The sequence below is a fragment of the Oleiphilus sp. HI0128 genome, from assembly GCF_001635365.1.
In genome coordinates this window covers 1-1,262 of the sequence record NZ_LWGG01000328.1, presented here as the reverse complement: position 1 = coordinate 1,262, position 1,262 = coordinate 1, and the positions used below count along the sequence as shown (strand labels likewise).

The 1,262-nt window shown below is 47.9% G+C and carries 2 protein-coding genes; both read right to left on the bottom strand.

Going from position 1 to position 1,262, the window contains the following annotated elements:
* Positions 1-384 (bottom strand): 2Fe-2S iron-sulfur cluster-binding protein (locus A3763_RS04150; protein WP_156494895.1); only part of this gene is annotated, 384 nt, incomplete at its 3' end.
* The coding region (locus A3763_RS04145; RefSeq protein WP_156494894.1) for a UbiD family decarboxylase at positions 381-1,262 on the bottom strand (882 nt) is incomplete at its 5' end. The genes A3763_RS04145 and A3763_RS04150, both read right to left, overlap by 4 nt.

The following is a 1,262-nucleotide window of genomic DNA, read 5'->3' as shown; positions in this document are numbered from 1 at the left end:
CGCAGGTAACTGCAACTCAACTTTATAAACATGCCCTCTAATCACTTCGACAGCGATTACTCGGCAAACCGTTTTCTTCACAGGCAATTCTCCTGGCCCATAGATATTATCTATTGTAATTTTGCTTGAGTTCACTGGCCAAGTCTGGCACAGCAACAAGTCTTTCTGTAGTGGCCCCTGAACCAGCTCCCTTCGGGGGCCGAATTCAACTTCGCCAGAAACGAGCTTGGCCCGGCATATCTCACAAACCCCGTTGCGGCAACTGACGGGCAACTTCAAGGCATATCTGTCAGCAATTTCATATACTGACTCTCCCGCATCAAAAGCCAATTCGTATGTGCGAAGCTGGCCTTCAACCCGTGACTCTATTTCGAGCACGTTCACTTGGACTGATCACCACCAAAGATGCCCAAGTCGTCCCACCTTTCATCAACTCGAGACTTTATCTCGTCAGTCATGGTAATTGGTTCACCCCATTCCCGGTTTGTTTCACCCGGCCATTTATTGGTTGCATCAAGACCCATCTTGGAGCCTAAGCCCGATACTGGCGAAGCGAAGTCCAAATAGTCTATCGGTGTGTTTTCAACCAAGGTGATATCTCTTGCCGGATCCATACGTGTCGTAATTGCCCAAATCACATCTTCCCACTCTCGTGCGTTAACGTCATCATCCAAGACAATTACGAACTTGGTATACATAAACTGGCGAAGGAAGGACCACACGCCCATCATCACGCGTTTAGCATGCCCTGGGTATTGCTTCTTCATCGTTACAACGGCCAGGCGATATGAGCATCCTTCCGGCGGCAAATAAAAATCGACAATTTCAGGAAACTGCTTTCTTAGAATCGGTACAAAGACTTCATTCAAAGCTAAACCGAGAATCGCAGGCTCATCAGGCGGCCGACCAGTATAAGTACTGTGGTAAATCGCATTTTTTCGATGAGTAATACGCTCGACAGTAAATACCGGAAAGGTATCCACTTCATTGTAATAACCAGTATGATCACCGAAGGGTCCTTCGGGTGCGACTTCATCAGGGTAAATGAAGCCCTCCAATACTATCTCTGCACTCGCTGGCACTGATAGGTCACTCAAGCCCGCTTTAGTCACTTCAGTTTTACTATCACGTAACAAGCCAGCAAAGGCATATTCAGATAAGGTATCGGGCACGGGCGTTACTGCACCGAGTATTGTTGCTGGATCAGCACCTAAAGCCACCGCAACCGGGAAAGGTTTACCTGGGTGTTTTTGCTGCCACTC